Raw genomic sequence first — 258 nt, forward strand, 5'->3', positions numbered from 1 at the left:
CAACGGCCAGCAGATCGTCATCGGCGTCGGCCAGAGCACGGGCACCGTGCAGTTCACCGCGCCAGACAACGTGCACAACAGCAACCTGGATCTGACCAACAGCATCAAGGACGTCAGTGGTGGTAACTACGAGGAGCTGACCGCTTCCGGTGAAACCACTGTGACCGTCACCGACGGTCCGGGCACCGAAGACACTACCGGCCTGAAGCTGACCGCCACCCCATCGGTCAACGAAGGCGGTGAAATCACCTACACCGC

Annotated in this window: 1 protein-coding gene; it reads left to right on the top strand. The window is 61.6% G+C overall.

The features are described 5' to 3' along the window. Nucleotides 1-258: immunoglobulin-like domain-containing protein (locus M2D63_RS25875; RefSeq protein WP_285865898.1), on the top strand; the 258-nt coding region annotated here is incomplete at both ends.

The organism is Pseudomonas sp. BJa5 (assembly GCF_030272875.2).
GTDB lineage: Bacteria > Pseudomonadota > Gammaproteobacteria > Pseudomonadales > Pseudomonadaceae > Aquipseudomonas.